25 protein-coding genes are annotated in these 24,416 nt (G+C 72.3%); 15 read left to right on the top strand and 10 right to left on the bottom strand.

Annotated elements, in window-relative coordinates; all coding sequences use genetic code 11:
- Positions 1-59: 59 nt before the first annotated feature.
- Positions 60-803, top strand: coding sequence for a MerR family transcriptional regulator (locus OG257_RS27100; RefSeq protein ID WP_329211614.1), 744 nt, complete (start codon positions 60-62; stop codon positions 801-803).
- Entirely contained in the window at positions 800-1,657 is an 858-nt protein-coding gene (locus OG257_RS27095) for a hypothetical protein (protein ID WP_329211612.1), read from the top strand. Before OG257_RS27100 ends, OG257_RS27095 begins: the two co-directional genes overlap by 4 nt.
- Here the strand turns inward: OG257_RS27095 and OG257_RS27090 are convergent.
- On the bottom strand, positions 1,608-3,047 hold the full coding sequence (locus tag OG257_RS27090; RefSeq protein WP_329211610.1) for an RNB domain-containing ribonuclease: 1,440 nt from the start codon (positions 3,045-3,047) through the stop codon (positions 1,608-1,610). The genes OG257_RS27095 and OG257_RS27090 overlap by 50 nt on opposite strands.
- Positions 3,048-3,214: 167 nt before the next feature.
- On the opposite strand from OG257_RS27090, the gene yaaA reads away from it, so the two are divergent.
- Together yaaA and eda are read left to right on the top strand one after the other, a co-directional pair.
- The gene (gene yaaA, locus OG257_RS27085; protein WP_329211608.1) at positions 3,215-4,015 is read left to right on the top strand and encodes a peroxide stress protein YaaA; all 801 of its coding nucleotides are present in this window, start codon (positions 3,215-3,217) and stop codon (positions 4,013-4,015) included.
- Positions 4,016-4,074: 59 nt separating this feature from the next.
- Positions 4,075-4,716: a bifunctional 4-hydroxy-2-oxoglutarate aldolase/2-dehydro-3-deoxy-phosphogluconate aldolase gene (gene eda / locus OG257_RS27080; RefSeq protein ID WP_329211606.1), complete on the top strand. Its 642-nt coding sequence runs from the start codon at positions 4,075-4,077 to the stop codon at positions 4,714-4,716.
- A 28-nt stretch (positions 4,717-4,744) separates the two neighbouring features.
- Here the strand turns inward: eda and OG257_RS27075 are convergent, their stop codons facing one another.
- From OG257_RS27075 to OG257_RS27055, 5 genes are all read right to left on the bottom strand, one after another.
- Entirely contained in the window at positions 4,745-5,530 is a 786-nt protein-coding gene (locus OG257_RS27075) for a sulfite exporter TauE/SafE family protein (RefSeq protein ID WP_329211604.1), read from the bottom strand.
- Positions 5,531-5,539: 9 nt separating this feature from the next.
- Positions 5,540-6,784: a bifunctional RNase H/acid phosphatase gene (locus OG257_RS27070; RefSeq protein ID WP_329211602.1), complete on the bottom strand. Its 1,245-nt coding sequence runs from the start codon at positions 6,782-6,784 to the stop codon at positions 5,540-5,542.
- A complete protein-coding gene (locus OG257_RS27065; RefSeq protein WP_329215376.1) occupies positions 6,784-7,527 on the bottom strand; it encodes a zinc ribbon domain-containing protein in 744 nt (247 codons plus the stop codon). The genes OG257_RS27070 and OG257_RS27065 overlap by 1 nt, the downstream gene beginning before the upstream one ends.
- Positions 7,524-8,360: a Nif3-like dinuclear metal center hexameric protein gene (locus OG257_RS27060; RefSeq protein ID WP_329211600.1), complete on the bottom strand. Its 837-nt coding sequence runs from the start codon at positions 8,358-8,360 to the stop codon at positions 7,524-7,526. The genes OG257_RS27065 and OG257_RS27060 overlap by 4 nt, the downstream gene beginning before the upstream one ends.
- Positions 8,361-8,445: 85 nt before the next feature.
- The gene (locus OG257_RS27055; protein ID WP_329211598.1) at positions 8,446-9,486 is read right to left on the bottom strand and encodes an ABC transporter substrate-binding protein; all 1,041 of its coding nucleotides are present in this window, start codon (positions 9,484-9,486) and stop codon (positions 8,446-8,448) included.
- A gap of 522 nt (positions 9,487-10,008) precedes the next feature.
- Here OG257_RS27055 and OG257_RS27050 point away from each other — a divergent pair.
- From OG257_RS27050 to OG257_RS27005, 10 genes are all read left to right on the top strand, one after another.
- Complete coding sequence (locus tag OG257_RS27050) at positions 10,009-11,448, top strand: hypothetical protein (RefSeq protein WP_443054578.1); 1,440 nt, start codon at positions 10,009-10,011, stop codon at positions 11,446-11,448.
- A gap of 463 nt (positions 11,449-11,911) precedes the next feature.
- Positions 11,912-12,865: an ABC transporter ATP-binding protein gene (locus OG257_RS27045; protein ID WP_329211596.1), complete on the top strand. Its 954-nt coding sequence runs from the start codon at positions 11,912-11,914 to the stop codon at positions 12,863-12,865.
- On the top strand, positions 12,865-13,587 hold the full coding sequence (locus tag OG257_RS27040; protein ID WP_329211594.1) for an ABC transporter permease: 723 nt from the start codon (positions 12,865-12,867) through the stop codon (positions 13,585-13,587). The genes OG257_RS27045 and OG257_RS27040 overlap by 1 nt, the downstream gene beginning before the upstream one ends.
- An 11-nt stretch (positions 13,588-13,598) precedes the next feature.
- Positions 13,599-14,765 (top strand): sensor histidine kinase, encoded by a 1,167-nt coding sequence (locus tag OG257_RS27035; protein ID WP_329211592.1) that lies wholly within the window; start codon positions 13,599-13,601, stop codon positions 14,763-14,765.
- A gap of 144 nt (positions 14,766-14,909) precedes the next feature.
- The gene (locus OG257_RS27030) at positions 14,910-15,725 is read left to right on the top strand and encodes a DUF899 family protein (RefSeq protein WP_329211590.1); all 816 of its coding nucleotides are present in this window, start codon (positions 14,910-14,912) and stop codon (positions 15,723-15,725) included.
- A 60-nt stretch (positions 15,726-15,785) separates the two neighbouring features.
- Entirely contained in the window at positions 15,786-16,091 is a 306-nt protein-coding gene (locus tag OG257_RS27025) for a barstar family protein (protein WP_329211588.1), read from the top strand.
- Positions 16,092-16,367: 276 nt separating this feature from the next.
- Positions 16,368-17,882 (top strand): MFS transporter, encoded by a 1,515-nt coding sequence (locus tag OG257_RS27020; protein WP_329211587.1) that lies wholly within the window; start codon positions 16,368-16,370, stop codon positions 17,880-17,882.
- A 102-nt stretch (positions 17,883-17,984) separates the two neighbouring features.
- Complete coding sequence (locus tag OG257_RS27015; protein ID WP_329211585.1) at positions 17,985-18,641, top strand: class I SAM-dependent methyltransferase; 657 nt, start codon at positions 17,985-17,987, stop codon at positions 18,639-18,641.
- 22 nt (positions 18,642-18,663) lie between these two features.
- On the top strand, positions 18,664-19,641 hold the full coding sequence (locus OG257_RS27010) for an N-acetylmuramoyl-L-alanine amidase (protein WP_443054492.1): 978 nt from the start codon (positions 18,664-18,666) through the stop codon (positions 19,639-19,641).
- Positions 19,642-19,829: 188 nt separating this feature from the next.
- Positions 19,830-20,657, top strand: coding sequence for a hypothetical protein (locus OG257_RS27005; protein ID WP_329211583.1), 828 nt, complete (start codon positions 19,830-19,832; stop codon positions 20,655-20,657).
- A gap of 77 nt (positions 20,658-20,734) precedes the next feature.
- Here the strand turns inward: OG257_RS27005 and OG257_RS27000 are convergent, their stop codons facing one another.
- Complete coding sequence (locus OG257_RS27000; protein ID WP_329211581.1) at positions 20,735-21,514, bottom strand: maleylpyruvate isomerase family mycothiol-dependent enzyme; 780 nt, start codon at positions 21,512-21,514, stop codon at positions 20,735-20,737.
- A gap of 41 nt (positions 21,515-21,555) precedes the next feature.
- A complete protein-coding gene (locus OG257_RS26995; RefSeq protein WP_329211579.1) occupies positions 21,556-22,140 on the bottom strand; it encodes a hypothetical protein in 585 nt (194 codons plus the stop codon).
- A 140-nt stretch (positions 22,141-22,280) separates the two neighbouring features.
- Between OG257_RS26995 and OG257_RS26990 the strand changes: the two genes are divergently transcribed.
- Entirely contained in the window at positions 22,281-22,574 is a 294-nt protein-coding gene (locus OG257_RS26990) for a hypothetical protein (protein ID WP_329211578.1), read from the top strand.
- Here OG257_RS26990 and OG257_RS26985 read toward each other — a convergent pair.
- Together OG257_RS26985 and OG257_RS26980 are read right to left on the bottom strand one after the other, a co-directional pair.
- Entirely contained in the window at positions 22,571-23,644 is a 1,074-nt protein-coding gene (locus OG257_RS26985) for a prenyltransferase (RefSeq protein ID WP_329211576.1), read from the bottom strand. The genes OG257_RS26990 and OG257_RS26985 overlap by 4 nt on opposite strands.
- Entirely contained in the window at positions 23,641-24,372 is a 732-nt protein-coding gene (locus tag OG257_RS26980; RefSeq protein WP_329211574.1) for a class I SAM-dependent methyltransferase, read from the bottom strand. The genes OG257_RS26985 and OG257_RS26980 overlap by 4 nt, the downstream gene beginning before the upstream one ends.
- Between the last annotated feature and the right edge of the window lie 44 nt (positions 24,373-24,416).

Below are 24,416 nucleotides of genomic sequence, written 5' to 3'. Positions count from 1 at the left end.
CGCACCCGGCAGGCCAGCAAGCTTGACCTTGCCGCAGCGTCAGGGTTTCTACTGGCGTCATGCGCATCGGAGAGATCGCCGCGCTCGTCGGAGTCACCTCCCGGGCCGTTCGGCACTACCACCACATCGGCCTGCTGCCCGAGCCCGCGCGCCGGGCCAACGGCTACCGGGCCTACAGCGTCCGCGACGCGGTCCTGCTGGCCAGGATTCGGCGGCTCACCGAGCTCGGCCTCGGTCTCGACGAGGTGCGGGACGTGCTGGCCGACGACGCCGGGCGCGAGCTCGTCGAGGTGCTGGGAGAGCTGGACGCCGATCTGGCCCGCCAGGAGCACGAGATCCGAGAGCGGCGGCGCCGGCTGGCCGGGCTGCTGGAGGGGCCGGTGAGCGGCCACGAACCGGTCTCCCCCGCACTCCGGGCCCTGCTCGGCGCGGCACCGGACACGGACTCCCCCGCAGCCGTCAAGGACCGCGAGCATCTGGCGCTGCTCGACGGGGCCGACGGCGCCGACGCGGTGTACGCCGCCCTGCGGCCGCTGGCCGAGGACCCTGCCGTACTGCGTCTGTACGAGCGGCTCGACGAGCTGGTCGACGCCCCGGTGGACGACCCTCGGATCGCCCCGCTGGCCGCCGATCTGGCCGCTGTCGTGCCGGCCGAGGTGCTCGCTGTGATCCCGTCCGACGGACCGGTCATGACGGGCTTCGGCGAGGCCCTGCTCGACGAGTACGCACCCGCGCAGGCAGAGGTGGTGCGCCTGATGATGACCGCGCTGACCACCGAGGTGAACAAGGGGAGGAACCGATGAGCCTACGGACGGCTCGCGCCGTGGTCCGGGTGGTCCTGCCCGCCGAACTGGCCGTCATGGTCTGCCTGGTGGCGGGCGTACGCATACCCGCTGCCGCGCTGCTGGCGACCGAGGTGCTGGTGCTCGCCGCGGTGGCTCTGGAGGCCTGCGTCCTGTGGCCGCTGTACGCCGGGCGGAGGCGGGCGGGTTCGGGCCGTCGGGAGGCGCTGGGGTCGGCACTGCGGGTCCTCGTCCCTGTCCCGGTCCGCCGCCTGGTCGCGCACGAGGTGCGGGCTCTGCACAGTCTGTGGCTGTGGCTGCTGCGGCGGCGTCACGAGGTGCCGGCCGAGGCGCTGGCCGTCCCGTACACCGGGCCGCAGACCGCGATGATGTACGGGCTGCTCTTCGTCTCCGTCGTCGAGACGGTGATGCTGGCCCTGGTGATTCCCTGGCCCGTGGTGCACCGCGTCCTGCTCGTACTGGACGTGTACGGGGTGGTTCTGGTCCTGGCCATGCACGCCGCCTGTGTGACCCGGCCGCACGTCGTGGGCGAGGACGGCTCCCTGCGTCTGCGCTACGGCGGGCTCTTCGATCTGCGGATCCCCGCGTCCTCGGTCACCGCCGCGCGCGTCGACCGGCGTTACCTCGAAGGCAGGCTGGTCACGCTGCACCCGGACGGGGTGCTCGATCTCTCCGTGGGCAGTCAGACCACGGTGACCGTGGAGCTCACCGGTCCGGTCAGGTTCGTACGGCCACTGGGGAGGACCGGTGTCGCGCACACCGTCCGCTTCCACGCCGATGACCCGCGCGCCGCGGTCGCCGCCCTCACGCGGGCGCGAACAGCACCTTCGACGAGCCAGGGTCCGCCTGCGTGAGCCGGACCCGCAGCCGTTCACCGAGCGGGAGAGCGGTGCCGCCCTCGATCCGGGCGACGATCGCCGGGTCCTCGATGTGGACGGTGCCGACGGCCGGTTCGTCGTCCTTGACGTCGATCACGTACCCGTCGAAGACGGCGCCCACCTGGTCCTTGAGCAGCGCGGCCTCGACGAGGTCGACGCACTCGCGCTCCACGGTGTTGGCCCGGCGGGTTCCCTCCGCCATCTCCTTCGGCAGTGCGGGCAGCGCCCGGAGCACCCACTCGGGCGGCTCACCGCCGGCGAACGCCGCGAGACACAGTTCGGCGGCGTACCGGTCGACGAGGCGGCGCAGCGGCGCGGTGCAGTGCGTGTAGAGCTCGGCGACGGCGGCGTGCACGGCGGGCGTGGGGAGGTCGCCGTGCTCGAAGACGGTGTAGCCGGCCCCGCGCAGGAGTGTGGTGCACTCCTGCAGGAACGCGGCGTGGTTGCCCCGGTGAGGGTCGAGCGAGCGGACGACCTCGGCGTACGGGACGTGGTGCGGCCAGTCGATGTGCAGGGCCTGGGCACAGAGCCTGAGGCGGGCGACGGCACCGTCGGGGGCGACCGGCAGTGTGCGGAGGATGCCGGTGCCCGACTCCGTCATGATCCGGGCGGCCGCCATACCCGTGAGCAGGGAGATCTGGGCGTTCCAGGCGTCGGCGGGCAGGGGTGCCCGGTAGTCGAGGTCCAGGGTGCCGTCCCGCTCGACGATCTCCTGTTCGGGCACGTTGAGCGAGATGCCGCCCCGGGCGACTTCCTGCTCCTCGCGCAGCAGGCCGATGTCCTTGAGCAGGGCGAGCGGCTCCTCCGCGGTGCCTGCGTCGATCTGCCGCTGAACCCCGGCGTAGTCGAGCTTGGCCCGGCTGCGTACGAGGGCGCGGCGCACCTCGCAGGCGATCTGGCGTCCCTCGGAGTCGAGGTCGATCTGCCAGAGCGCGGCCGGGCGGGTCTCCCCGGGGAGGAGGCTCGCGGCCCCCTCGGAGAGCAGGGTGGGGTGCAGGGGCACTTTGCCGTCGGGGAAGTAGAGGGTGGTCACCCGGTGGTGGGCCTCGGCGTCCAGCGCCGAGCCCGGCCTGACGAACGCGGCGACGTCGGCGATGGCGTAGTGCACCCGGTAGCCGTCCCCGCGCCGTTCCAGGTGCATCGCCTGGTCCAGGTCCGTGGAGGTGGGCGGATCGATCGTGAAGAAGGGCAGGTCCGTGGCGTCCCGGTGGCCCGACAGGTCCGGGGACTTCGCGGCCTCGGCCGCCTCGGCGAGTACGGCGGGAGGGAAGTCGGCCGGCAGATCGAGCTCGGCACGCAGACCGCGCAGGGCCGCCCGCAGCGGGGTGTCGGCTGCGCCGGTCATATGGAGCTGGCGGCGAGGCATGCCACCGAGCGTAGGCCGGGGCGGTGCGGTCGGCATCCCGGTCGGCCCCGCGGGCGCCCCGGGGGCCTCGTGCGCCGGGCCCGTACCCTTACCGGGGGGTTCGGGCGCCGCTACGGGCCTCTGCCACGCCTCTGTCACACCCTCTGTCACGTACGAAGGAGACACCCGTGCTCGTGCTGTTGCCGCCCTCCGAGGGAAAGGCCGCCTCGGGGCGCGGAGCACCCCTGAAGCCGGAGGCCCTGTCGCTTCCGGGCCTCGCCGGGGCGCGGGCCGCGATTCTCGACGAGCTGGTCGAGCTGTGCATGGCCGACGAGGAGAAGGCACGTGAGGTGCTCGGCCTGAGCGAAGGGCTGCGGGGCGAGATCGCGAAGAACGCGGAGCTGCGCACGGCAGGTACCCGGCCGGCCGGGGAGATCTACACGGGGGTGCTGTACGACGCCCTGGACCTGGCCTCACTGGACCCGGCGGCCCGGCGGCGGGCGGGGAAGTCCCTCCTGGTCTTCTCCGGGCTGTGGGGCGCGGTGCACATCGGCGACCGGATTCCTTCGTACCGCTGCTCGATGGGCGTGAAGCTGCCGGGTCTGGGCGCGCTCAACGCGTACTGGCGCGCGCCCATGGCCTCGGTCATGCCGGAGGCGGCCGGGAGCGGGCTCGTGCTGGATCTGCGGTCGTCGGCGTACACCGGGGCGTGGAAGCCGGCGGGCGAGGTCGCGGAGCGTACGGCGAGCGTGCGGGTACTTCAGTCGCAGATGGTGAACGGGGTGGAGAAGCGGTCGGTGGTCAGCCACTTCAACAAGGCGACCAAGGGCCGGATGGTCCGCGACCTGCTGCTCGCGGGGGCGCGGCCGAAGGGCCCGGCGGAGCTGGTCGAGGTGCTGCGGGACCTCGGTCACGTGGTCGAGGCGCAGGCTCCGGAGCGGGCCGGCCGGGCGTGGGCGCTCGATGTGGTGGTCACCGAGATCCACTGACGTTGCAGCATGCGCAACGGTCGTTGCGTGGAGTGCGGTGAGCGCGGCAGGATGAGGTCATGACCTCATCCGCGCCTTCCGCGTCCCCTTCCGTGCTGGACCTCGCCCCCGTCGTCCCCGTCGTCGTCCTCCAGGACGCGGCCGACGCGGTGCCGCTGGCCCGCGCACTCGTCGCGGGCGGACTCCCGGCGATCGAGGTGACGCTGCGGACGCCCGCCGCACTCGACGCGATCCGGGCGATCGCCGCGGAGGTCCCGGACGCCGTGGTGGGTGCGGGCACGGTGATATCCGTGTCGCATGTGACCGAGACGGTCGCCGCCGGGGCGCGCTTCCTGGTCAGTCCGGGCTGGACGGACACGCTCCTGGACGCGATGAAGGCGTCGGGGGTGCCGTTCCTGCCGGGGGTCTCCACGACGTCCGAGGTGGTCGCGCTGCTGGAACGCGGCGTCACGGAGATGAAGTTCTTCCCGGCCGAGGCGGCCGGTGGTACGGCCTACCTCAAGGCCCTGTCCGCGCCCCTGCCGCAGGCCAGGTTCTGCCCCACGGGCGGGATCTCGCTCGCGTCGGCAACGTCGTACCTGGCCCTGCCGAACGTCGGCTGCATCGGCGGCAGTTGGATGGTGCCCGGCGACGCCGTGGCCGCGAAGGACTGGGCGCGGGTGGAACGGCTGGCACGCGAGGCGTCCGCGCTGCGCGACTGAGCGGGAGGACCGGCCGGCTGAGCCGCGGTCAGCGCAGGACCTGGACGGCGTACAGCGTGCCGATCCCCAGGGCCAGGGAGCCCAGCAGGAGCCGCAGCGCCGTCTCGGGAAGGCGGGGCTGGAGGCGGGCCCCGAGGTAGCCGCCGCAGAGTCCGCCGAAACCGCAGACCAGGCCGAGCGGCCAGTCCGGTGCGATGTCGCCCGTGGCGGTCAGCGACAGCAGTGCGTAGGTGCCCGCTCCCGCGAGGGAGGTCACGAACGTGCAGGCGAGGGCCGCGGGTGCGACCTTCGCGACCGGGACCCCGCGCCCGACGAGGATCGGACCGAGCAGGGAACCGCCGCCGATCCCGTAGATACCGCCCGCGACACCGACCGCTACGGCGAGAGCGGTGGTGGCACGCGGTGAGGGCTGCGCGGAGGCGGCGGCGCGGCGCGAGGGGCGCAGGGTCCGGGCGCACAGCCAGGCCCCCAGGGGGAGCAGCAGGACGGCGATGAACAGACGGAAGACGACCGGTCCCGGCACGGCGAAGACCCGGATCACCGCGCCGACCACGACGCCCGGCACCGCGCCCACGACGAGCAGCCGGGTCAGCGGTCCGCGCAGTCGGCCGGTGTTGCGGTAGCGCAGCAGCGCCCCGGGGCAGGACACCACGTTGTACAGCAGGTTGGTGGGGGTCACGGCGGGGCTCGGCACGCCGAGCACGCTGACCTGGACCGGAAGCAGGAACACGGCGCCGGACACGCCCACGGGCGCCGTCGCCACCGATATCAGCAGGCCCGCCACGAAGCCGAGCAGTCCCGTGGACCAGGTCACAGCATCCCGCTACCGCAGGTGCGAGGTGTCGTTCAGGAGCCTCAACGAGGCGTTGCCGTCCGCGTAGTAGGCGACCGTCGAGACGGAGGCGGGAAGGAGCTCCATGCGGAACATGGAGTCCGGCGGGGCTCCCAGTGCCAGTCTGACCATGGTCTTGATCGGGGTGACGTGGGTGACCACGAGCGCCGTGCGGCCCGCATAGCGGGAGATCAGGCGGTCCCGGGCCGCGGAGACCCGGTCGGCCACCTCGGCGAAGCTCTCGCCGCCGCCGGTCGGTGCCGCGTCTGCGGAAGCGAGCCAGGTGGTCAGGTCGGGGCCGTAGCGCTCCCGTACCTCGGCGAAGGTCAGGCCCTCCCACGCACCGAAGTCCGTCTCGCGCAGGCCCTCCTCGATGCGGACCTCCAGGCCGAGCCGGTCGGCGACGGCGGCGGCCGTCTCGCGGCACCGGCGCAGCGGCGAACTGACGATCTCCTGGACCGTGCCGCGGGCCTCGAACGCCTCCGCGGCACAGGCGGCCTGGTGGCGGCCGGTGGCCGAGAGCTCGGGGTCGCTGCCGCCGCTGCCGGAGAACCGCTTCTCGGGGGTGAGGGCCGTCTCTCCGTGCCGGAGCAGGATGAAGGTGGCGGGCGCACCCAGGTCGGGTGAACTCCCCCAGCCCACCTGCGGGGTGACCGCCGCGGCCGGGCGGGCCGCGGCCATCGCGGCGCGTACCTTCGCCGCGCCAGCGACGGCGTCCCCGGGCGGACCGGCCGGGGCCTGATCCGGGGCTGCGGGCGTGCGCCGCGGGGCGTCCAGGGCGGCCGTCGAGGACGACGGCTCCCACTGCCTGCCCCGCTTGCCGGCGTCCATCGCCTCGTTGGCGAGCCGGTCGGCGTGCTTGTTCTCGGCGCGCGGGATCCACTCGTACGTGACGGAGGCGGCGGGCAGGATGCGCGCGGCCTCCGCCGCGAGGGGCTTCATGTCGGGGTGCTTGATCTTCCAGCGCCCCGACATCTGTTCGACCACCAGCTTGGAGTCCATCCGGACGCGCACCTGCACGGGCGCGTCAGGGAACAGGGCCTTCGCCGCCTTCAGACCGGCGATCAAGCCCTTGTACTCGGCGACGTTGTTCGTCGCGACGCCGATGTACTCGGCGGCCTCGGCGAGCGTCTCGCCGGTGACCGGGTCGATGACGGCCGCGCCGTAACCGGCGGGCCCCGGGTTGCCCCGGGAGCCTCCGTCGGCCTCGACGACCAGCTGGTGGGGAGCGGCCATTACAGGCCCGACTCCGAGGTGCGGACCAGGATGCGGTGGCAGTTCTCGCAGCGCAGCACGGTGTCCGGGGACGCCGCCTTCACATCGTTGACCTCGGTGATGTTGAGCTCGAGACGGCAGCCCTCGCAGCGGCGCTGGTAGAGCCGGGCCGCGCCGACACCGCCCTGCTGGGCGCGCAGCTTGTCGTACAGCTTCAGCAGGTCGGCGGGGATCGCGCCCGCGACGACCTCGCGGTCCTTGGTGACGGTGGCGGACTCGGCGTCGAGCTCGTTCGTCGCGGCGTCACGGCGGGCGGTCGCGTCGTCGAGCTTGGCCTGGACGGCACCGACGCGTTCGGTCAGCTCGGTGACGCGCTCCTGGGCGGACTCGCGGCGCTCCATGATCTCGAGGACGACGTCCTCCAGGTCACCCTGGCGCTTGGCGAGCGAGGTGAGCTCGCGCTGCAGGCTCTCCAGGTCCTTCGGCGAGGAGACCGCACCGGAGTCGAGCCGCTGCTGGTCGCGGACGGCGCGCTGGCGCACCTGGTCGACGTCCTGCTCCGCCTTGGTCTGCTCGCGGGTGGTGTCGCTCTCCTCGGTCTGCGAGGCGACCAGCAGGTCGCGCAGCTGGGCGAGGTCGCTGTTGAGCGAGTCGATCTCGGCGTGCTCGGGCAGGGACGTGCCCTTGTGGGAGAGCTGCGACAGACGTACGTCGAGGGCCTGGACTTCGAGGAGTCGGATCTGGTCGGCGGGCGCGGCGTTCAGTTGGGGGCTCCAGAAGAGTGGTGGGTGGTCCAGGGGTCGGTGACCTGCTTCGAGACGTGGACCCGCAGGCCCCATCCGTGGCGGTCGGAAATTGCGTCGAGCTGCGCGGCTGCCTGCTCGCACCAGGGCCACTCGGTGGCCCAGTGTGCGGCATCGACCAGGCCGAGCGTCGAGTGCTGGACGGCCTCGGAGGCCGGGTGGTGACGCAGGTCCGCGGTGAGGAAGGCGTCGACACCACAGGCGCGTACCGCGTCGAAGAGGCTGTCGCCGGAGCCGCCGCTCACCGCGACCCGGTGCACGACGGCGTCGGGGTCGCCCGCCAGCCGGATGCCCTGCGCGGTGGCGGGCAGGCGTGCGGCGGCGCGTGCGGCCAGGTCGCGGAGGGTCTCGGGGTGGTCGAGCTCGCAGATCCTGCCGAGGCCGCGGCGGCCCTCGGGGTCGGTGGGGTCCGGGACGAGGGGGCCGGTGACGCGCAGGTCGAGGGCGCCCGCGAGGGCGTCGGAGACGCCCGGGTCGGCGCTGTCGGCATTGGTGTGCGCGACGTGCAGCGCGATGTCGTGCTTGATGAGGCCGTGCACGACCCGGCCCTTGAAGGTGGAGGCGGCGACCGTCGTCGTACCGCGCAGATAGAGCGGGTGGTGGGTGACGATCAGCTGGGCGCCGAGGCTGCGGGCCTCGTCGGCGATCTGCTGCACGGGGTCGACGGCGAACAGCACGCGGTCGATCTCCGCCCCGGGATCGCCGCACACCGTGCCGACCGCATCCCATCCCTCGGCACGCTCGGGGGGCCAGAGGGCGTCCAGCTCGGCGATGACTTCAGACAGACGGGGCACGGAGGAAAGGCTACCTGTCCTCCGTGCCCCGTCGGCCATGGCTGCGGGCACCCGTGCGGGAGGACCGGCAGCCGGTTGTCAATCGTTACTTCACGAGGTCGGCGCGGAGGTCGCCGAGGACCAGGTTCGCGGAGGTGACGCCGAGGCCGAGGTACCAGGTCTCGTCCGAGACGTCCTTGGCACGGCCTGCCTTGACCGCCCCGAGGTTCTTCCACAGCGGGTTGGACCGGGCGGTGTCGCGCTCGGTGGCCTTCGCGTCGCCGTAGACGCCGGTGAAGATCCAGTCGGCGTCGGCCTGGTCGATGTTCTCCGGGCTGATCTCCGCGGCGAGGTCGTCGATCTGCTGGTTCTCGGGCCGCGGCAGTCCGGCGTCCTGAAGGATCGTGCCGATGAAGGAGGCCTTGGCGTAGAGGCGGATCTTGTCCGGCAGGTAGCGGACCATCGAGATGGTCGGCTTGTCGGGGCCGATGTCCTCGCCGAGCTTCTTCGCGTTCGTCTCGTAGGCGGCGAGCTCGGACTTCGCCTTCGCGGTCCTGTCGAGCGCGGCCGCGTTGAGGAGGTAGTTCTCCTTCCAGGTGAATCCCGGGCGGATGGAGAACACCGTCGGCGCGATCTTGGAGAGTTCGTCGTACTTGTCGGCCGCGCGCAACTGGCTGCCGAGGATCAGGTCCGGCTTCAGGCCCGCGATCGCCTCGAGGTTGAGGCTGTTGATGGTGCCGACGTTCTTCGGGTTGCCCGCGTCCTTCTTCAGGTACGACGGAATGGCCGCGTCGCCCTCGGAGGGGGCGTAACCGACGGGCTTCACTCCGAGCGAGACGACGTTGTCGAACTCGCCGACGTCCAGGACGACGACACGCTTGGGTGCGGCCTTGATCTCGGTCCGGCCCATGGCGTGGGTGAGCGTACGGGGGAACTGGCCGGCCTTCGCGTCCGTGCCGTACTCCGCCGTCTTCTTCGCCGCGTCGCCGAAGTCCTTGCCGCCCGTGGCGACGGCGGCCTTCTTGTCGCCACCCGCGTCGGCGGCGGCCGGACCGCCCGATGCATCGTCTCCTCCGCATGCCGAGAGGGAGAGGGCGGCAGCCACCGCCAGGCCGACTGCGGCGGTACCGCGGCGTCGAAGGGACATCACGTGCTCCAGTTGAACATCACACAGGGAATCCTTAGGGATGCCTTACCTTAGTCACGCGTGTCATCACGGTGCACAGTCACCCCCTTCCCCTCAGTCGAATCCGAACATCGCCACCCTTATGTGTGAAGTGCGATGGCTCGTGTTGTTCGGCAGGAAGTGCGAAAACTAGCTTCGGTTGCCGGAGGTGACCGAAACATGACTGCCTGTGTCATCGAGAACAAGTCCGTGGGGGCCTCGGGGGCTGCCGCGACGGTCGGACCCGTACCGGAAGAGCCCGCGGAGCCGGACGATCCCGCGGAGCCCGAGAAACCCCGCAGAACCGCCGAGCCCGGCATGACCGGCGGAACCGACCCGGCCGACGGGCCCGGATCCGCCGCCGCCCCGTCCCACGGGACCACCGCGTCGGGTGGCACCGGCAGCGCCGGCGGCCCCGCTGTTCCCGGCGTGGCAGGCGCGTCCGCCGCCGCGCCGCTCGGGATCGGTATCTCCCTCGGGACGTACGGGCCGCGCGGGACCGGTATGACGTCGGGGACGTACGCGCCGTCCGGGGCAGGCACGGCCCCCGGGGCGTACGCGACCCTCGCGACGGGCGTGCCCCTGACGCCCGGTGGGACGGACAACGCCCCCGGCATCGCGCCCACCGAGGGCACCCTGACCGCAGCCGCCTCCGGCAGGGGCGACGGGTACGGCCCCGCCGGGACGCCCGGACCGCCCGGTGCCGCCGACGGGAGCGGCGAGCCCGCCCCTCCCACGGCCCCGCCCCGCGACGCCGCACCGGCCGCATCCGGCCACCGTGCCGCGCCGGCCGCCCCGCCGACCGCCCAGCCCACCGCCCCGCCCCGTGCGGAAACGTTCGTACGCTGCCTGCCGCCCGTCCTCACCATCGCCGCGGACCGTACGTACGCGGCGAGGCTCACCACCGCCCCCGGAACCTCCGATCCCGCCTGGTTCCCGGAGCGCTGGACGCTCGACGGTCCCGAGCCCTACGCCGTTCCCCTGCCCCTCGGTCAGCCGGAGGAGGCGGACTCCGATGTGCTGCCGCTCTCCGACGGGCGGGTGCTGATCCGGCGGCGGGTGGCGGACCGGCACACGTTCTCGCTGCTCTATCCGACCGGTCCCGGCACCGGCGAACTTTCGCTGGGCGCCATCGAATGCACGGACCTGACACTCCTGCCGCCGTCACCGGACGGCATGAGCGCCTACGCCCTGCTCCCCGGCGAACGCAGCACCGGTGTATGGCTGGTGGCGGGCGGCGCCTTCGGTCCCGAGCATGTCGCGGATGTGCCGGGCCACTGCTCGGGCGGGACGTGGCTCGACCGTGAGGGGCGACTGCTCTCACTGGACCGGCAGCTGCCCGGCGGCGGGCCGGTGAAGGCGGTGGCCGTGGATCTGGGGCGGGGCGGCGAGGTGACGCCGCTGCTGCAGATCGCGCCGGAGAGCAACGACCGGCTGCTGCTCGCCGATGCCGACAGCGGGCTGCTGCTGCTCCGTTCGGACGCGCCCGGCCATGACCGCCTCGGCTGGGGTGTGCTCGGCAGCTGCCTGCCGGTGCGTTTCCCGGAGTGCCTGCGGCCGGCGGATGTGGCCGTGACGCCGTTCGCCGTACAGCCGGGCCAGGTGCTGATGCCGGAGAGCTGCGCGGTGGCACTGCGGATCGACGGAGCCGCGGGCAGCTGGGTGGGTGTCTGGCGTCCCGCGGGACGGCGGCTGCACCATCTCGCCGCGCCGGAGGGCTGGTTGACCGGTGCCGGCTTCTGGAGCCGGGAGGGGGTGCTCCACCTGCCGTACGAACAGACCGGCGCGCCGTGCGCCGTGGCGCTGCTGGACGCCCCGGCCGACGACGTTCACGGAGTGGGCGCGAACGGAACGCAACCGTCCGTGGAGGCTGCGCCTCCTGCTGTGTGCAAGCCCGTTCCACTGGGCCGGGCGCCTCTCACCGGGCGCCGGGTACCTGGATAAACTCCGACCAGGGCTACGCAGCCGTTACGCGTGGGTGCCGACGGTGACCACGTCGGGTGGCGGTGGCGGGGCTTGCGACACACACGTAAGCGATTGCAACGGGGTGACTTCCCACATGTCTGAAGCCCGAACCGACACGACCCAGACGCGTCCGCCGGGGGCGGACGCCGCACGGGCCGAAGCCGGCGGCTCCGGAAAGCACCGAGGGGGTGCGTCGGCGGAGAACACGAGCGTGCAGCCGCACGGCCGTCACCGCCGTCCCTCCGAAGGGGGTGGCGGAGCGGCGGCCTGATCCGCGCCGCACGGGGCAGAGGGCCGTCACAGCCGCGAGGCTGTGACGGCCCTCTGTCTGTCCCCCGGCCCGACCCGGACCGACACCGCGCCCTTCCATGACATTTGTCATCGCGGACTCCGTACACCCGGCCCCTGCCGTCCGCGCGCCGTGCTCCGTAGCGTCGTGGTCATGACGCAGACAACGGGGACCGCGACGAGCGGACCCGCGGTGGTCTTCACCGCGGTGGTCAAGACGTTCGGCAGGGCGGAACGCACCGTCCGGGCCGTGGACGGCATCGACCTGGCCGTCGGGCGGGGCGAGACCGTCGCCCTGCTGGGCCGTAACGGCGCGGGCAAGTCCACGGCCATCGGCCTCCTGCTCGGGCTCGACGACCCCGACTCCGGCACGGTGGAGCTCCTCGGCCGCAGTCCCGACCGGGCGGTGCGGGCCGGACTGGTCGGCGCGATGCTCCAGGACGGGCGCCCGATCCCCCGGGTGACCGTGCGTGAGCTGATCACCTTCGTCGCGTCCACCTATCCGCATCCGATGCCCGTGGCCGAGGCGCTCGCCCTCGCGGGAGTCGCGGAGTACGCGGACCGGCGCATCGACAAGCTCTCCGGCGGCCAGACCCAGCGTGTCCGCTTCGCCGTCGCGCTGGCCGGCAATCCGGAACTGATCGTGCTGGACGAACCGACCGCCGCCCTGGACGTGGAGGCGCGCCGGGCGTTCTGGGACTCGATGCGGTCCTTCGCGGGGCGCGGCAACACCGTCCTGTTCTCCACGCACTATCTGGAGGAGGCCGACGAGAACGCCGACCGGATCGTGGTCATCGACCACGGCCGGATCGTCGCGGACGGCAGCGGCGACCTGATCAGGCGTTCCGCGGGCGGCAGCCTGGTCTCCTTCGACCTGGCCGGCCGGACGGCCGCAGGGCTGGAGTCGCTGCCTGGGGTCGTGGGCGTCGAGGTGCGCGGGGACCGGGCGCTGCTGCGTACGGAGGACTCGGACGCGACCGTCGTCGAACTGGCCAGGATCGGGGCCGTACGCGGGCTCCAGGTCACCAGGGCCACGCTGCAGGACGCGTTCCTCGCCCTGACCGCGCCTGCGGACCGCGTCGCCGACCACCACAAGGAGACCGTGTGATGTTCCCGTACATCGTGCTCGAAATCCGGCGGACCCTGCGCGACAGCGTGTTCCTCATCTTCGGGACCGGCATGCCCGTGATGATGTACCTCCTCTTCACCAACCTCGGCGGGGCCGGCGACTACGGCGACTGGAAGGCCGCGTCGATGGTCGGCATGGCCGCGTACGGGGCGCTCGGATCGGCCATGGCGATCGGTACGGGCATCGCGTCCGACAAGTCCCTCGGCTGGCTGCAGCAGTTGCGGATCACCCCGCTGGATCCGGGCCGTGCCGTGGCGGGCCGTGCGATCAGCGGCTCGGTGACGGTACTGCCGACCATCCTGGCCGTTCTGCTGGCGGGTGCGCTGGTCAACGGGGTGCGGCTGGCGGCCTGGCAGTGGGTCGCGCTGGTGCTGGTGCTGTGGATCGGCGCGCTGCCGTTCACCCTGCTCGGCATCGGCAACGGCTACCGGCTCACCCCGCAGGGCACGGGTGTGGTCAATGTGGCCTGTCTGATGGGTTTCGCGATCGTCGGCGGACTGTGGTTCCCGCTGACGGAGTTCCCCGGATGGGTGCGCTCCATCGGTGAGTTCACCCCCGCCCACGGGTTCGCGGACCTCGGCTGGGCAACCGTGGCCGGCCACGCGCCGGGCGCCGGGTCGGTCACCGTACTCGCCGCGTGGCTGCTGCTGTTCGGCGGATACGCCATGCTCTCCTACCGTCGGTCCGCCAGGACCGTGTGAGGGGAGCGACGATGGCGCGCGCAGGAAAGAGGCCCCGGCGTCCCGGGCCGCCCGGTCCCTACGCCCTGGTGCCGTGGCTGTTGATGGGGCTCGGTGCGTTCTCCAACCTGTGGCAGGGCGAGTCGCCGAACCCCTGGGTCGGCGGCCTCGGGCTCCTCGCCTTCAACTCCCTCTACATCTCGGTGGTGTTCCGCGGGTTCGACAACAACAGGCGGGACACGCCCACCTCGTACGTGCTGCTGGCCGCGATGGCCGCGGTCACCTTCGGTCTGGCGATCGGCTACGGCGGCAGCTGGCTGCTGTTCTTCCCGCTGCTCTCCCTGGCCTGCGGAACGATCCTGCGGGGCAGGCGGCTCGTCCCGGCGCTGGCCTTCCTCGCCGCCTGCGCGGTGGGCGTCACGGTGTGGCGCGGCGACCACGTCTCGGAGCCGTGGACGATCGGCTACGGCACGTTCCTCTCGGGTGCCGTGACGGCAGCGATCCTCACACTCTCGGAGACGGTGACGGAACTGCGGGCGACCCGGCAGGAACTGGCCCGCACCGCGGTGGAGAAGGAACGGCTGCGCTTCTCGCGCGACCTGCACGATCTGCTGGGGCACACGCTGTCGGTCATCGTCATCAAGTCGGAGGCCGCGCGCAGGCTCGCCCCCCGCGACATCGACGCCGCAATCGCCCAGGTCACCGACATCGAGTCCGTCGGCCGCCAGGCGCTGACCGAGATCCGTGAGGCGGTGACGGGGTACCGCGAGGGAAGCCTCGCCACCGAGCTGGACCGGGCGAGGTCCGCGCTGACCGCCGCCGGTATCGAGCCGGTGGTACGCCGCTCGGGCCCGCCGCTCACCTCGCGGACCGAGGCGCTGCTCGGCTGGGTGGCGCGGGAGGCCGTCACCAATGTCGTACGGCACAGCGGCGCGACCCGCTGCGTGTTCGTGGTCGAGTCCACGCCCGAACGGGTCCGGCTGACCGTCACGGACGACGGCCGCGGTCCGGGCGAGGTGCGGGGCACGCGGCAGGCCGGTGGCACCGGCCTGAAGGGCCTGACCGAACGGCTCGCCGCCGCGGGCGGCTCCCTGGAGTCGGGCCCCGGCGCACAGGGCGGCTTCGCCGTGGCCGCGGAACTGCCCGTGGACACGCCGTCGGCTCCTCACGGCGACCCGTGTGCTGCGCCGAGTCCGTGACCGAGGCCGCGGGCAGGCCCCCGGGCAGCCGCCTCCGGCCCATCGGCCCCAGCGATGAGTTCCGGCCGGGCCGGGAGTCTGTTCCGGTGAGCGTCTCGGGACGTCCTGCGGCGCCGCCCGGTACGAGACACCACGGAGGACACCATGACCACCACGCCCGGCAACGCGAGCAGCGACCTCCCTGGCAAGCCGCCGATCGTCGACCTCGCCACCTGGCAGGCGGCACGCGAGGAACTGCTGGTCCGCGAGAAGGCGCACACCCGTGAGGGTGACGCGATCGCCGCTGCCCGGCGGCGGCTGCCGATGGTCGAGTTCGACGGCACGGTCGAGGTCACCGGTGCCGACGGGCCGGTCCCGTTCCTCGACCTGTTCCAGGGCCGCGACGAGCTCGTGGCCTACCAGCACATGTGGTACGACGGCGCCCCGCACCAGGGGCAGTGCGAGGGCTGCACCACCACGGCCTGGCACGTGAAGGACGCCGCCTACCTCAACGCCCGGGGCGTCTCGTTCGCCGTCCTGACCTCGGGTCCGTGGAAAGAGGTGGCTTCCTACGTCGAGTTCATGGGGTACACCCAGCCCTGGTACTCGGTGCGGGGCGTGGACGCTCCGGTCGGCGGAGACATGGGGTACCTCGCCTGCTTCCTGCGCGACGGCGACCGCACCTTCCTCACCTATTCCACGACGGGCCGGGGCAACGAGCGGGTCAACGCGTCCATGGGCCTGCTCGACATGACGCCGTACGGCCGCGGCGAGGCGTGGGAGGACAGGCCCGAGGGCCGGCCCGTGATCGGCGATGTCCACGACGGGTACCCGTCCGTGGCCGGCCAGTCCTGCTGGAGCTGGCGCTCGGACGCCGACGGGGTCGCCACCTGGGGCCCGACCAGCCGGCCGGTACCGCAGTGGACCCGCCCCGGCGCGACCCCCGTGGAGACGCTGGGCCGGAAGGGCGACCACCACTGACGGGCGTTCGCCGGCGGCCTACCGGACCGCTGTCCGGACGGGGCTGGCTACTCTGCTGCAATGGTCGTGAAGACGGAGTCCCCATTGGTGGTTGACCTGCGAGGACGGTCGATCGAGACTCTCGATGACTTCTGGGACGCCGTCGCCGAGCCCTGTGGACTGCCGGAGTGGTTCGGCCGGAACATCGATGCCTGGCGGGACACCATCCAGACCAGGGGCATCTCCGCGGTCATCGACAGCCACGACATCCTGGTCGTCCACGTGGACAGGCAGGGAGTCTTCGCGGCGCGGAACCGTGAGTCCCGGACGCTGCGTAGCGCTTTCGCCGGGCGACGGTCGCGACTGGTCGTGCACGCCTTGCCCTGACCGCCACACCGTGGCCGGTCGTCACGGCTCAGCGGTGGTCCGGGGGGTCCGTCGTCCCCGAAGCAAGCACTCTCCAGGCGGCGCCGCCCCCGGGGACCCGCTCTCCGGTGAAGCCTCCGGTCTTCTCCGTTCACCGGAATACGGCGGCGGAATACAGCGTGGACACGAAAGCGTTCAGGGTGCACACACTTGGCGGTCGGTGCTGCCCTCGGGCGCACCGCCGCACGCTCGACCCCACCCTTCCCCTGACTTTCCCCCTGCCCGGAGGCCCCACGTATGCAACGGACGACAACCGAACAGCAGGCCGGGGGGCTTCCCGACCCGCGCAAGGGCCGGTCGGGCGGCGTCGTGCCCGTGCTGGCGTTCGCGGGGATCACCGTCGCGGTGATGCAGACCCTGCTCGTCCCCGTCATCAAGGACCTGCCGGCCCTCCTCGACACCGACCCCGCCAACGCCACCTGGGTGATGACGGCCACACTGCTCGCCGGAGCCGTCTCGACGCCGATCATGGGACGGCTCGGTGACCTCTACGGCAAGCGGCGGATGCTGCTCGCCAGTCTCGCCGTGATGGTGATCGGCTCCCTGATCTGCGCGACCACCGACGACCTCGTGGTCATGATCGTCGGCCGTGCGCTCCAGGGCTTCGCCATGGGCGCCATTCCGCTCGGCATCGGCATCATGCGTGATGTGCTGCCCCGCGAGAAGCTCGGCTCGGCGATGGCCCTGATGAGCTCCTCGATCGGGGTGGGCGGCGGGCTCGCCCTGCCCGCCGCGGCGCTGATCGCCCAGCACGCCGACTGGCACACGCTCTTCCTCGGCTCGGCCGCGCTCGGGGTGGTGGCCATGGGCCTCACCGTCCTCGTCGTGCCCGAGCCCTCGCTGCGCGCGGCCGGGCGCTTCGACCTCGTCGGTGCGCTGGGGCTCTCGCTCGGCCTGGTCTGTCTGCTGCTCCCCGTCACCAAGGGCGGCGACTGGGGCTGGACCTCGCCCGTCACGCTCGGGCTGATCGCCGCTTCGCTGGTGATCCTGGTCCTGTGGGGGATGTTCGAGCTGCGCAGCCCGGCTCCGCTGGTCGACCTGCGTACCAGCGCCCGCCGTGAGGTGCTGCTCACCAACCTCGCCTCGATCATGGTCGGGGTCGCCTTCTACGCGGTCTCGCTGGTCCTGCCGCAGCTGTTGCAGCTGCCCGCGTCGACCGGCTACGGGCTCGGGCAGTCGATGGTGGTCGCGGGGCTCTGCGTGGCGCCGCTGGGCGTGACGATGATGTTCGTGGCGCCGCTGTACGCCCGGCTCTCCGCCCGCCGCGGCCCCAAGGTCTCCCTGATGCTCGGCCTCCTGATCATCGCGATCGGCTACGGGGCGGGGCTCGGCCTGATGAGTGCCGCCTGGCAGACCGTGGTGATCGCGGTGGTGCTCGGGGCCGGGATCGGACTCGCGTACTCCTCGCTCCCCGCACTGATCATCGGGGCCGTCGACGCGTCCGAGACGGGCGCGGCCAACGGCCTGAACACGCTGATGCGGTCGATCGGTACCTCGCTGTCGAGTGCCGTCATCGGCATGGTGCTCGCGAACACCTCGGTGCGCATGGGGTCGGTGGAGGTGCCCACCATGGAGGGCTTCCGGACCTCGTTCATGATCGCGACGGGTGCCGTGCTGATCGGCCTGCTGCTGGCCGCGTTCCTGCCGGCGCAGCGGCCCGCGCGCCCGGTCCTGCTGGCGAGCAGTGCGGGCGACGCGCTGGCATCCGCGGCCTCCGACGACGTCCAGGCCCCGGCTTCCGTGCGCCCCTGACCTGCCAGGACCCGCGCAGCCGCACGCCCCCGCCGACAGCACCGGCGGGGGCGTGCGGCACGATGGGGCGCCGATCGATGCCGCACCGCCTGGAGGAAGCCCGTGACCGCCGAGTCCGCCGTCGCACCCGAGCCGGAGGTCCTCGCCGCCTTCGAGGCCGCCAAGGGCTTCATGCCGCTGCGCGAGGGGCTCGCGCTGTACGCCGCGGCGGCCGGGGCGGCCGCGCTCGGGCTGCCGCTGCTCGAGGTGGGCACCTACTGCGGGCGCTCCACGATCCTGCTCGCCGGCGCCGCCCGCGCGGCGGGCGTGAGCGTGCTCACGGTCGACCACCACCGGGGCAGCGAGGAGCAGCAGCCCGGCTGGGAGTACCACGACCCGACGGTCGTGGACCCGGAGATCGGCCTGATGGATACGCTCCCGTCCTTCCGCAGGACCCTGTACAGGGCGGGCCTGGAGGAGCACGTGGTGGCGCTCGTCGGGCGGTCGCCGCAGGTCGCCGCCGTCTGGGGCGGCAAGCTCGGCTTCGTCTTCATCGACGGCGGTCACACCGACGAGCACGCGAACGGTGACTACGAGGGCTGGGCCCCTCATGTCGCCGACGGCGGGCTGCTCGTGATCCACGACGTGTTCCCCGATCCGGCGGACGGCGGCCAGGCCCCGTACCGCGTCCACCAACGGGCTTTGTCCTCCGGCGCGTTCACGGAGATCTCGGTGACGGACTCCCTGCGGGTACTGCGGCGTACGGGACCGGGGATCTGAAGGTCACGGATAGCATCGCGACGTGCGCTACGACGACAGCAGTCCCCCCACCCCGCGCGTTGCCGCCCCCCTGCGCGCCGCCGCGCCCCGCAGGCCCGTGCTCGCCACCGTGGTGCTGGCGTCCGTCTGCCTGACCGCCGCGGGGTGCGGGGGAGACGGTGGTCCCGCTCCCGGGCAGGCACAGCCCCTGCCCGGCAGCAGCGCGGCCGCACCGTCCGGGTCCGCGTCGTCCTCCCCGCCCCCGGCGGCGTCGAAGAGCCCCTCCCCCACGTCCCCGCCGGCGTCCGGGTCCGCCTCCGTGAAGCCGCCGAAGCCGCTGCCGAAGGGCCCGCTGACGGGCAGGACCGTGGTGATCGACCCGGGGCACAACCCGCGCAACCGCGACCGCACGAGCGAGATCAACCGCCAGGTGGACATCGGTACCGGGCACAAGGAGTGCGACACCACGGGCACCGCCACCAACTCCGGTTACGCGGAGGCCCGGTTCACCCTGGATGTCTCACGCCGGCTGCGCACGCTGCTGGAGTCCCAGGGTGCGAAGGTCGTCCTCACCCAGGACGACGACCGCCCGTTCGGCCCGTGCGTCGACGAACGGGCCCGGATCGGCAACGAGGCCCACGCCGATGCCGTCGTCTCGGTCCACGCGGACGGTTCCGCGGCCGGCAACCGGGGTTTCCATGTGATCCTCCCCGCCCAGGTGCGCGGCGGCGACGCGGACACGGCGAGCATCGTGGCCCCCTCGCGCGATCTCGGCGAACGGATCGCGGGAAAGTTCGTCCGCATTACCGGAAGCGCACCCTCCAATTACATCGGCGGCAATACGGGGTTGGACACCCGCAAGGACCTGGGCGGCCTGAATCTGTCGACCGTGCCCAAAGTCTTCGTCGAATGCGGCAATATGCGTGACCCGAAGGACGCCGCTCTGCTCATGAGCGCGGACTGGCGTCAGAAGGCGGCCCTCGGCATCGCCGAGGGCATCAGCAGCTACCTCAAGCGGTAGAACTGCGGTGATAGTGGCGAGACATTGGGGGGATAGCCCGTCCGAGGTCCGGGCAGGCACACAACCCGCCCGGGCAGACGATAGATTCATCCGTACGATGGGGAGCCGCCCCCGAGCTTCGCGCCGTACCCGCCGTACAGGCGGCATCGACGACCGCCCCGACGAGACGACCGACTAAGGACCTTCACGTGAATATCCGCTCCCTCACTCGAGGCGACGGCGTGGTGATCGGAGCAGCGGTCGTGCTGTTCATCGCCTCTTTCCTCGACCTCTCCGGTTTCGACTGCCCCTCGGGCGTCGACTGCTCCGGCTACAGCGCGAACGCCTGGGACTCGCTCTCGCTCCTGATGAGCATCTACCTGGCCGGCATCATCGGCGCGGCGCTGCTGATCGTGAGCCGCTCCATGCCGGGCCGCAAGGTCGTGGGGCTCGACCTCGGTCAGTTCGGCGCCGCCTTCACGGTGTTCGCCCTGTGGACCATGTTCTGGACGATCATCGACGCCAGCAACGCGGGCGCCGGCCTGATCCTCGGACTGCTGGCGACCATCGCGCTGGCCGGCGGAGCGGTGGCCACACCGCTGGTTCCCGCACTCAAGGCCCCGCTCGTGGGCGCCCCGCGCCCCGCGCAGGCCGTGCAGGCGCCGTACGGCGCCCAGCCGCAGCCCGGCCAGGGCTACGGCTACCCCGGTGGCCAGCCGCAGCCGTACGGTGCGCAGCCCGGTCAGCCCCAGCCGTACGGTGCGCAGCCGGGCCAGCCCGGTCAGCCGGACCCCCAGCAGGCGCCGCAGGCTCCGCAGGGCGGTGGAGCACCGGCCGGTGACTTCACACCGTTCTGGTTCGCGGTGCCGGTGGCCCGTCCGCTGTACGGCGAGGACGGCGGCCCGAACCCGATTGCCGAACTCGCGCCCGGTACCTGGTACCTCGCGGTCGAGCAGCGTGGTCCGGGCCTCATCGCCCAGACGCAGGACGGCCGTCGCGGTGTGCTGCAGGACACGACGGGCATCCAGCGCGGCTGAGTTGTCCCTCGAACGATCAGCGGCCCCCCGCCCTTCCGGGCGGGGGGCCGCTGTCGTACGTGGGTCCGGGCGGCCGCTCAGCCGAACGACGAGCGGTCCAGCCAGAAGTCCAGCAGGTCCCTGTCCCCCAGTACTTCCAGTCCTCCCTCGTCCGGCTTCTGCCGCCGGTTGAACGCCAGCATCAGCTCGGTCAGCGGGCCGCGCAGGGCCACCGTCGCCTTCTCGTGGGCGCGGCGCCAGGTGAAGTCCTTCTCACCGAACTCGATCAGCCACTCGGCACTCGGCACATCTGTCGCGTGCAGGTGCAAGGAGCGTCCCCCGCCGCGCAGTTCGGCCGCCTCCGGGTCTCCCTCCGCCTGGGAGAAGGCGACGATCTGGAGCCACTCGTCGATCGTGTCGGCCGCCAGGTCGGGTACCACCTCGTAGACGGTCCCCGTCGCCAGGGCCGCGTCCGCGCGGTGGACGACGGTCTCGTGCGCCATGCGGCGGGCCCAGAAGGCTGTCCGCTGTTCCCACGCCCAGGTCCAGACGGCCGTGTCCGGACCGGCCTCGCGCAGGGCGGCCACGGTCCCTGCGGCTCCTTCGGCCAGCCAGGCGTCGAGCGCGCCCGGATCGTCGCCGCCGGGCCCCTCGGCGTCAGGAACCTCTTCGTCGGGGATCTCCGCGGCGGCCCGGGTGCGGACGATCTCGCCGGCCCAGCGGTGGGCGCCCCCGACGTGGACGACGAGATCGCGCAGACTCCAGTCGGGGCAGGTCGGGACTCTCGCCGTCAGGTCTGCGCCCGTGACCGCTGCTCTCAACGCGTCCGTCTGGAACAGGATCTCGTCGCAGTAGCGGTCGTGCGCAAGGGAGGTCATCCTCGCACCCTAGTACGGCGCGCAGGGTCTCTCAGCTGGATTCATCCGCCCAGTTGGGAGGTGGACGGCACTTTGTCCGTCACCACGGCGCCCGCGCTCTTTCCGGCGTCCTTGATGCTGTCGATGACGCTCTCGAACGCGCCGACGTCCCCGGCACCCGCCTCGCCCTTGGCGAGCTTGGTGGCCATCCCCTTGAGCGATTCGATTCCCGCGGTCAGCGGTGCCACGGCCTTCGCCAGGAGCGGGTCGCCCTTGGCGTTGTCCGCCGCCGCCTTGAGCCTGTTGTACGCGAACGCGCCCGCGAGGCTCGCCTTGACCACCGCGAACGTGCGCCCGTCGGCCCCGCTCTTGAACTTGCCCGCGCGGTAGGGCTTCACGATCCACTGGTACGCGGCTCCGGCCGCCAGTCCCGCGTTGGCCACGAACCGGGCCTTGGCGAACTTCTGGGCCTCGGCCGAGGTCGTGGGGCTCGCCGTCGTGCCACGGCTCGCCGTACCGCTGCTGCTCGCCGTAGCGCTGCTGCTCGTGCCGGTGTCACCGTCGCCGCAGGCGGTCCCGCCCACGAGCACGGTGCAGGACAGCAGCAACGCCACGAGCAGCCGGCGGAGCGGGGCGGAACGGGGCACGGCGGGCCTCCCTGACCGGGCGTCTCACGGTGAGTGACGCGGCTCGGCACTCGCCGCCAGGCTCGCCCGCGCGGAGGCGGCCCGCCACTCGGCACAGGCCGTACGGGTTTCACTTACCGGAAAGCGGCAACCCGGAGAGCATGTCTCCCAGAACAGGCACAGGAAGCAGTACCGCCGCACGACTCATCGCCGTCGTAGCGGACATCATGGCGTTCATCATCATTCTGTGGATCCTGATGTACCTGCTCGACGCCAACCGGGCCAATGACTTGGTGGAGTTCGTCCAGGACTCGGCCCGCTGGCTGGCCGGGTGGTCGTACGACCTGTTCACCTTCGACGAAGCGTGGGCGCGGGTCGTCACGGGCTACGGTCTGGCCGCAGTCGTCTACCTCTTCATCGGGCACGCCGTGGCGGGCCGGGTCCGCCGGTTCTAGCCGCAGCAGTCGGGTTCCAGGCCCGTCGGCAGCCGTTCGCCGCTGAAGACCGCGGTGGTCGCCTCGTCCCCACCGAGCGCGGCCACCGCCAGCAGCAGTGAACCCACGGTCCAGGTGGTGAGTTCCTCGGGCCAGAAGGCCCGCTCACCCTCGAAGACGTACCCCGTCCAGTACATGCCGCCCTCGGCGCGCAGGTGCTGGACGGACTGCAGGATCTCCAGCGCCCTGTCCGACTCCCCGGTCACCCAGAGCGCCAGCGCCAGTTCACAGCTCTCGCCGCCCGTCACCCAGGGGTTGGGCAGCACGCAGCGCACACCGAGGCCGGGCACGACGAAACGGTCCCAGCCCTCCTCGATCCGCTTGGTCGCGGCAGGCCCGGTGAGCGCGCCGCCGAGGACCGGGTAGTACCAGTCCATCGAGTAGCGGTCCTTGTCCAGGAAACGCTCGGGGTGGCTGCGGATCGCGTGGCCGAGCGCTCCGGCCGCCAGCTCCCAGTCGGGCTGCGGCTCCTCGCGCTGTTCGGCGAGGGCGAGGGCGCAGCGCAGCGCCTGGTGGATGGAGGAGGAGCCGGTCAGCAGCGCGTCGGTGACGGGGGTGCCGTCGGGTTCGCGCTTCCAGCCGATCTGGCCGCCGGGCTGCTGCAGTCGCAGCACGAACTCGATGGCGGCGTAGACCGTCGGCCACATCCGGTCGGCGAACGCGTCGTCGCCGGTGGCGAGGTAGTGGTGCCAGACGCCGACGGCCACGTACGCGCAGAAGTTGGTCTCGCGGCCGAGGTCGGTGGGCTGCTCGGGGTCGCCGTCGTGGTAGGCGGCGTACCAGGAGCCGTCGTCGTTCTGGTGACGGGCCAGCCAGGCGTAGGCGCGTGCCGCGGCCTCGTGCTCACCGGCGGCGTCGAGGGCCATGGCGGCCTCGGTGTGGTCCCACGGGTCGAGGTGGTGGCCGCGGAACCAGGGCAGGGCCCCGTCCTCGCGCTGCACGGCGCGCAGCGCGGCCACGGACTCGGCGGCCTGCTCGGCGGTGAGGACTCCGGGCAGGACGAGGTGTTCGGTCCGCTCGGGTGTGCTCACGCCTCGGCCTTCGGGAGGTGCGGCTTGGTCGCGTACGCCACGAAACTCTTGCCGACTACGGGGTTGAGCAGTTGCTCGGCGACCCGGGTGGCCATCGGCTTCTTCATGATGTCCCAGACCAGCAGCTTGTGGTAGGCGCGCACCGGCAGCGCCTTGTCGTTGTCGACCCCGAAGGCGCACTTGAGCCACCAGTAGGGGCTGTGCAGCGCGTGCGCGTGGTGGGTGCCGTAGGGCTTGAGCCCGGCCTCGCGGATCCTGCCGAGCAGTTCGTCGGCCTTGTAGATCCGGATGTGCCCGCCCTCGACCTCGTGGTACGCGTCGGAGAGCGTCCAGCAGATCTTCTCGGGGCCGTAGCGGGGCACGGTGATCGCGATCCGGCCGCCGGGCTTCAGCACGCGGACCATCTCGGCGAGCACGCCCTTGTCGTCGGGGATGTGCTCCATCACCTCGGAGATGATCACGACGTCGAAGGAGTCGTCGGGGAACGGCAGGTTGAGCGCGTCGCCCTCCATCGCGGTGGCCGTGGCGCCCTCGGGGGCCTCGCCGGCCTCCTTCATCGCGGCGAACCACTTCGCGACCTCGCGGATCTCCTCGCCGTTCTGGTCGAGAGCCACCACCTGGGCGCCGCGCCGGTAGCACTCGAAGGCGTGACGGCCGGCGCCGCAGCCCAGATCGAGCACCCGGTCGCCTGCGGCGAGCGGGAAGCGGGTGAAGTCGACGGTCAGCACGGGGGCCTGCCTTCGAGGTCGGAGGTACGGGGTCCGGGGGCCGC

It is taken from the genome of Streptomyces sp. NBC_00683 (assembly GCF_036226745.1).
Lineage (GTDB): Bacteria > Actinomycetota > Actinomycetes > Streptomycetales > Streptomycetaceae > Streptomyces.
The sequence above is the reverse complement of the archived record's forward strand: the minus strand, read 5'-3'. Positions and strand labels throughout refer to the sequence as shown.